Source organism: Variovorax sp. 01T439_2 (assembly GCF_056398445.1).
In genome coordinates, this window is record NZ_JBFTPJ010000335.1 from 1 (window position 1) to 5579 (window position 5579).

Here is a 5579-nt window from a genome sequence, read left to right on the forward strand (position 1 = left end):
CCACCCGGATGCGAGCCTCTTCTACTTCGGCCTGAAGACGTTGCTGCCGCTCGGTTTTGCGGCCCTGGCCTTCTTGGCGATACGTGCGGCGGGCGCGGGCGACGGTACCACGACCCTGCTGTGGCTGGCGGTGGTGGCACTGCTCGGCTGCTACCTGCCCAACATCGTGCTGCGCATGATGATCAAGAGCCGCCAGCGCGAGATCTTCGAGAACTTTCCGGATGCGGCCGACCTGATGCTGGTCTGCGTCGAGGCCGGCCTGGGGCTCGATGCCGCGCTGGTCAAGGTCACCGAGGAGATCCGCGTCAAGAGCGAGGCGCTGGCGCAGGAACTGCACTGGACCAACCTCGAGATGCGCGCTGGCGGCACGCGCGAGAAGTCGCTGCGCAACCTTGCGCTGCGCACCGGCGTGGAGGAAATCGGCACCTTTGCCACCATGCTGACCCAGGCCGACCGCTTCGGCACCAGCATCGGCGAATCGCTGCGCGTGTTTTCGGACGACCTGCGCCACAAGCGCCAGGTTCGCGCGGAAGAATTGGCCGCCAAGGTGCCGACCAAGATGCTGCTGCCGCTGGTGCTGTGCATCTTTCCGTGCATCTCGGCGGTCATCCTGACGCCGGCGGCCATCCGCATGGTTCGAATCATCATGCCGATGCTCGGCGGCGGGCACTGAGCCCGGCGTCCGCGCCCCCTCAATGGGGCGCGGCGTCGAGCTGGTGCTTGATCGCGTAGATGTAGAGCTCGAGCCGGTTGGCCACGTCGAGCTTCTGGTAGATCGACGTGAGGTGATTGCGGAAGGTGTGTTCGGTCACGAACAGCCGCGAGGCGAGCGTCTTGTTCGCGGCGCCGCTGCCTTCCACCACGGCGCGGATGATCTGCCGCTCCTTCTGCGTAAGGCTCGCGATCCGGGCGGCTTCGGGGTCCGCCTTCGCCGGCTTCTTCGGCGCGGTCAGCTCGGAGAACACGCGGCCCATGGCCTGCGCGTCGATGCACAGCTCGCCGTTGTGCACGCGCGAGATCGCATCGATCACCTCTTCGGCCGAAGCGTCCTTGCACAGCACGCCCCTGGCGCCGCGCAGCACGGCAAGGTCCAGCGTCTGCTGCTTGCGTTCGGCCGTGAGAATGAGCGCGCGCGAGACGTCGTTCGACAGCAGCTTGGGAAGGATGTCGAGGGAGCACCGGCCCCCCAGGTCCAGGTCGAGCAGGATCACGTCGGGCACCAGGTGCTCGGTCCGCTCCAGCGCCTGCTCGAAGCAGTTGGCCGTTGCAACGACCTTCATGCGCGGCTGCTCGCCGTCGATCAGCTTCGACAGGCCCCACAGCATGGTCTGGTGGTCGTCCACGAGCATGACGCCGATGGGGTGTGTTGTTGTGGCTTGCATGTTTACACCTTCGCCTTCCTAGATGGGTATTTCGATCAGTAYGGCCGTGGCGCCGCCCGCGCCTTGGCCGACCTGCGCATGCCCGCCGAGGGCGGCTGCGCGTTCGCTGATGGAACGTGGGCGGAAGTTCGAGAAGTCCATGCCGCAGGACTCGTTTTCAATCCTGATCTGCAGCCTGCCATCCGTGCAGCCGATGCGGATGCAGCCGCAGTGCGCATGGGTGTGCTTGCAGATGTTGTTCAGTCCTTCGCGCACCAGCTGCAGCACTTCGGCCGTCATCCGGTCGTCCAGGTGGACATCGCCATCGACCAGGATCTCCATGTCGATGCCGTAGAGCGTCTTGATGCGAGCGGCCTGGCGGTGCAGGTGCGGAAGAATGAACTCGCAGTGGCTTTCGCCGCCATGCTTGACGATGCCTGCATAGTGGCGCAGGTCGGCCACCACGCCATCGGCCATGCTGGCGAGCTTGTCCAGGTCTTCGACCAGCGGGTTGTCGGCGCCCGCCTTCTTGCGCAGCGCGCTCAGCCCCAGCTTCAGGCCGATGTAGGGCTGGATCGCGGTGTCGTGCAGGTCCAGCGATATCTTCAGGCGCTCCTTCGAGGCCGCCTCCGACGCCATCCGGTCGAGCACCCCGATCGTCTCGATCACGGGAAAGACCTGGTTCATCATGTGCGAGAGGAACAGCGCATCCGATTTGCGGAAATGCCCGTTGCTGGACGACACGTAGATGCGTCCTTCTCCCTGGCGCATCGGCAGCGGTGCGCTGATGAAGGAGCGCGCCTCCAGCATGGCGGCAACCGCGGCGCTGCGCCGCAGGCCCGGCTCGTCCTGCGGGTACCAGCGGCGCAGGCGCAGGTCGAAGGCATGGCCCTGCACGCACAGCCGGCTCAGCGGCCAGGGCAGGCGGTTGCGCAGCACGATGTGGCCGGGGTTCAGCGTCATCAGCGGCAATTCGAAAGCCTGGTCGATGGTCTCGACGTCGACCGCCTCGCCCGCGTGGCTTTGCCTGAGCGTGCGCATGACCCAGCTGCCGGTGGCCGTGTCGCGCGTCAGGAGCACGCAGTGGCTTGCCTTGTAGAAGGCCAGCGTCTTCTCCATGGTGCTGGCGATCGTGCGGGCCACGCCGAACCGGGGGTTCGACAGCCGGCTCACCTGGCTCAGCAGGGAAAGGCGCCGCCGCAGCTCGACCTTCGATCCGCCCCAGTGCCCGATCATGTGGCCCAGTGCCAGCAGGAAGGTGGTGCGCATCAGCAGCTGCGGCGTGTCGCCCGCGAGGCTCGCTCCCAGGCCGCAGACGGCAAACGAGGCGACCGAGGCCATGGTGACCCGGGCGCCTTCCTCGTATCCCCACCGGAAGGACGAGGTGAGGATGGCGAAGAAGTAGAAAAGAAAATAAAGGCTGCCCGTGCCGCCGCTCGCGAAGACGATCTGCGTGAACCACAGCACGTCGAACCAGTGGATGGCCTTGCCCTGGAAGTAGGGCTGGCCCTTGCGCGTGCAGATGTACACGCCAAGGCTGTAGATCGCGTAGCAGGAGAAGGTGAGCCAGACGGCGCCGCCTATGCGCAGCTGCGGGTCGCGAAGGTCAACTGCAACCGCCAGCAGCGCCGACACCGACAGCACCAGCCGCATCCGCGCCACCATGAGCGCATCGGCACTGAGGCTGGAGTCGGTCCCGGAATCCGGGTCGATGGAGTGGGCTTGCATGGCGCGGTTTCGAGTGCATAGAACGGCTCATGCCTCGCCAGCCATCCACGACAGGGCACCGATGCCCCTGGGACGGAAGCTCTGCGAGGTAACACCTTGGTTCACTTTTGCGCCAAAATTAATAACTGCGAGGATTTCACATTACTACTTTTGTAGTCGAAAGCAATACTTTTTGTTTAACCCCGACCGCAATGTGTACTTTTGTTACCGAATGATGCAAATTGCGGCTGCCAGCCAGCAGATGTATCGGCGCTCGGAGGAGTGCCCGGTGGCCGGGCAAAGAAAAAGGGCTCGGAAAAATCCGAGCCCTTTTGATGGGATGGTGGAGAGGATGAGGATCGAACTCACGACCTCCGCATTGCGAACGCGGCGCTCTCCCAGCTGAGCTACCCCCCCAACGCAAACCGGATTTTAACCAGAACAGGCCCGGGAGCGCATGGCCCGCATGCCAAGATGCGCCCTTCGAAAAAAGAAGGAAAGCACCACCCGCATGGCCTCGTACGAACCCGCCTGGCTGGAAGGCATGTACAACAATCTTGCGCGCGTGAAGGATCACCTGGCGTACTTCGCCCGCTGGGGGCGCGACTCGCAAGCCGTGCGCGAAGCCCTGGCCGGCCGCATCGACGTGCCCTATGGCCCGGGCGTGAACGAGACGCTCGACATCTTTCCCGCACCCGTGCCCGGCGCGCCGGTGCTGGTGTTCATTCACGGCGGCTACTGGCGCGGAATGGACAAGCGCGACCATTCGTTCATTGCGCCCGCATTCAACGACCGCGGCGTGTGCGTGGTGATGCCCAACTACGCGCTGTGCCCCGGGACGGCGGAGRAACCCGTGACCGTGCCCGGCATCCTCATGCAGATGGTGCGTGCGCTCGAGTGGACCTGGCGCCATGCCGCGAGCTTTGGTGCCGACCCCTCGCGCATCACCGTGGCCGGGCATTCGGCCGGCGGCCACATGGCGGCGGCGCTGCTGGCCTGCAACTGGAAGGCGGCCGCGCCCGACCTGCCGGCGCAACTGGTGCGCAATGCGCTGTCGATCTCGGGCCTGCACGACCTTCGTCCGCTGCAGCGCACGCCGTTCCTCGAAAACGTCCTGAAGCTCGGCGATGCGGATGCGCGGCGCGCCAGCCCCGCGCTGTGGCCGGCCCCCGCGCGCGGCCAGCTGCATGCGCTGGTGGGGGCCGAGGAGAGCGAAGAGTTCATTCGCCAGAATGCGTTGATTCGCCAGGCGTGGGGCCGCAACGCCGTGCCCGTGTGCGAATCGCTTGCCGGGCTGAACCACTTCAGCATCGTCGACGCGCTGGCGGATCCGGCCCACAGGCTGCATCGCGACGCGGTGCAGCTGCTGGAGGCCTGACCCGGCCGTGCCTACATCAGCAGGTGCTCGCCCGCGTTGTCGCCGCCGAGCGTGACGTAGTTGACCTTGCGGATGTCCATCAGCGCGCGGCCGCCCGCGTAGCTGATGGAGCTTTGCACGTCCTGCTCCATCTCGATCAGCGTGTCGGCCAGCTTGCCCTTGATGGGCTCGAGGATGCGCTTGCCCTCGACGTGCTTGTACTCGCCCTTGTTGAAGTCGCTGGCGGAGCCGTAGTACTCCTTGAAGAGCGCGCCGTCGACCTCGACGGTGCGGCCCGGCGATTCCTCGTGCCCCGCAAAGAGCGAGCCGATCATCACCATCGAGGCGCCGAAGCGCACGCTCTTGGCAATGTCGCCGTGGTCGCGGATGCCGCCGTCCGCGATGATCGGCTTGGTTGCCACGCGCGCGCACCACTTGAGCGCGCTGAGCTGCCAGCCGCCGGTGCCGAAGCCGGTCTTGAGCTTGGTGATGCAGACCTTGCCCGGGCCGATGCCGACCTTGGTGGCGTCGGCGCCCCAGTTTTCGAGGTCGATCACAGCTTCGGGCGTGCCGATGTTGCCGGCAATCACGAACGAGCCCGGCAGCTTCTGCTTGAGGTAGCCGATCATGTTCTTCACGCTGTCGGCATGGCCGTGCGCGATGTCGATCGTGATGTATTCGGGCACGAGGCCCTCGGCCACCAGCTGGTCGACGGTGTCGTAGTCGGGCTTCTTCACGCCCAGCGAGATCGAGGCGAACACGCCCTTGGCGTGCATCTGCTTGACGAACTTGACGTTGTCCAGGTCGAAGCGGTGCATCACGTAGAAGTAGCCGTTCTGCGCGAGCCACAGGCAGATCGGCTCGTCCACCACCGTCTTCATGTTGGCCGGCACCACCGGCAGGCGGAAGCTGCGCGCGCCGAGCGTCACGCTGGCGTCGCACTCCGAGCGGCTTTCCACGCGGCACTTGCGCGGAAGCAAAAGGATGTTGTCGTAATCGAAGATCTGCATGAGAAACCAAGCTTCCTGTGAAAGGTGCGCCGCCGAACGATTTCGGAGCGGCGTGGGCGCTTGGTCCCGGCCCAGTCATTGGCGCCATGCAGGCACAAAAAAACCGGGCGACAAGAAACTTGGGCCCGGTGATTGATTATAGGG

At 65.3% G+C, this 5579-nt stretch carries 5 protein-coding genes and 1 tRNA gene; 2 read left to right on the forward strand and 4 right to left on the reverse strand.

Annotated elements, in window-relative coordinates:
* Positions 1 to 673 (forward strand): type II secretion system F family protein (locus AC1DOC_RS16825; RefSeq protein WP_478130119.1); only part of this gene is annotated, 673 nt, incomplete at its 5' end.
* Between the two features lie 19 nt (positions 674 to 692).
* Here the strand turns inward: AC1DOC_RS16825 and AC1DOC_RS16830 are convergent.
* From AC1DOC_RS16830 to AC1DOC_RS16840, 3 genes are all read right to left on the reverse strand, one after another.
* Positions 693 to 1382 (reverse strand): response regulator, encoded by a 690-nt coding sequence (locus AC1DOC_RS16830; protein WP_478080059.1) that lies wholly within the window; start codon positions 1380 to 1382, stop codon positions 693 to 695.
* 18 nt (positions 1383 to 1400) lie between these two features.
* Positions 1401 to 3089 carry a sensor histidine kinase gene (locus AC1DOC_RS16835; RefSeq protein ID WP_478130120.1) on the reverse strand — a complete coding sequence of 563 codons (1689 nt, stop codon included), beginning with the start codon at positions 3087 to 3089 and terminating at the stop codon, positions 1401 to 1403.
* A gap of 320 nt (positions 3090 to 3409) precedes the next feature.
* Positions 3410 to 3485, reverse strand: a tRNA-Ala gene (locus tag AC1DOC_RS16840).
* A 94-nt stretch (positions 3486 to 3579) separates the two neighbouring features.
* On the opposite strand from AC1DOC_RS16840, the gene AC1DOC_RS16845 reads away from it, so the two are divergent.
* Positions 3580 to 4446: an alpha/beta hydrolase gene (locus AC1DOC_RS16845; RefSeq protein WP_478130121.1), complete on the forward strand. Its 867-nt coding sequence runs from the start codon at positions 3580 to 3582 to the stop codon at positions 4444 to 4446.
* 11 nt (positions 4447 to 4457) lie between these two features.
* On the opposite strand, the gene AC1DOC_RS16850 is transcribed toward AC1DOC_RS16845, so the two are convergent.
* Positions 4458 to 5435 carry a GMP reductase gene (locus AC1DOC_RS16850; protein WP_012746677.1) on the reverse strand — a complete coding sequence of 326 codons (978 nt, stop codon included), beginning with the start codon at positions 5433 to 5435 and terminating at the stop codon, positions 4458 to 4460.
* Positions 5436 to 5579 lie beyond the last annotated feature (144 nt).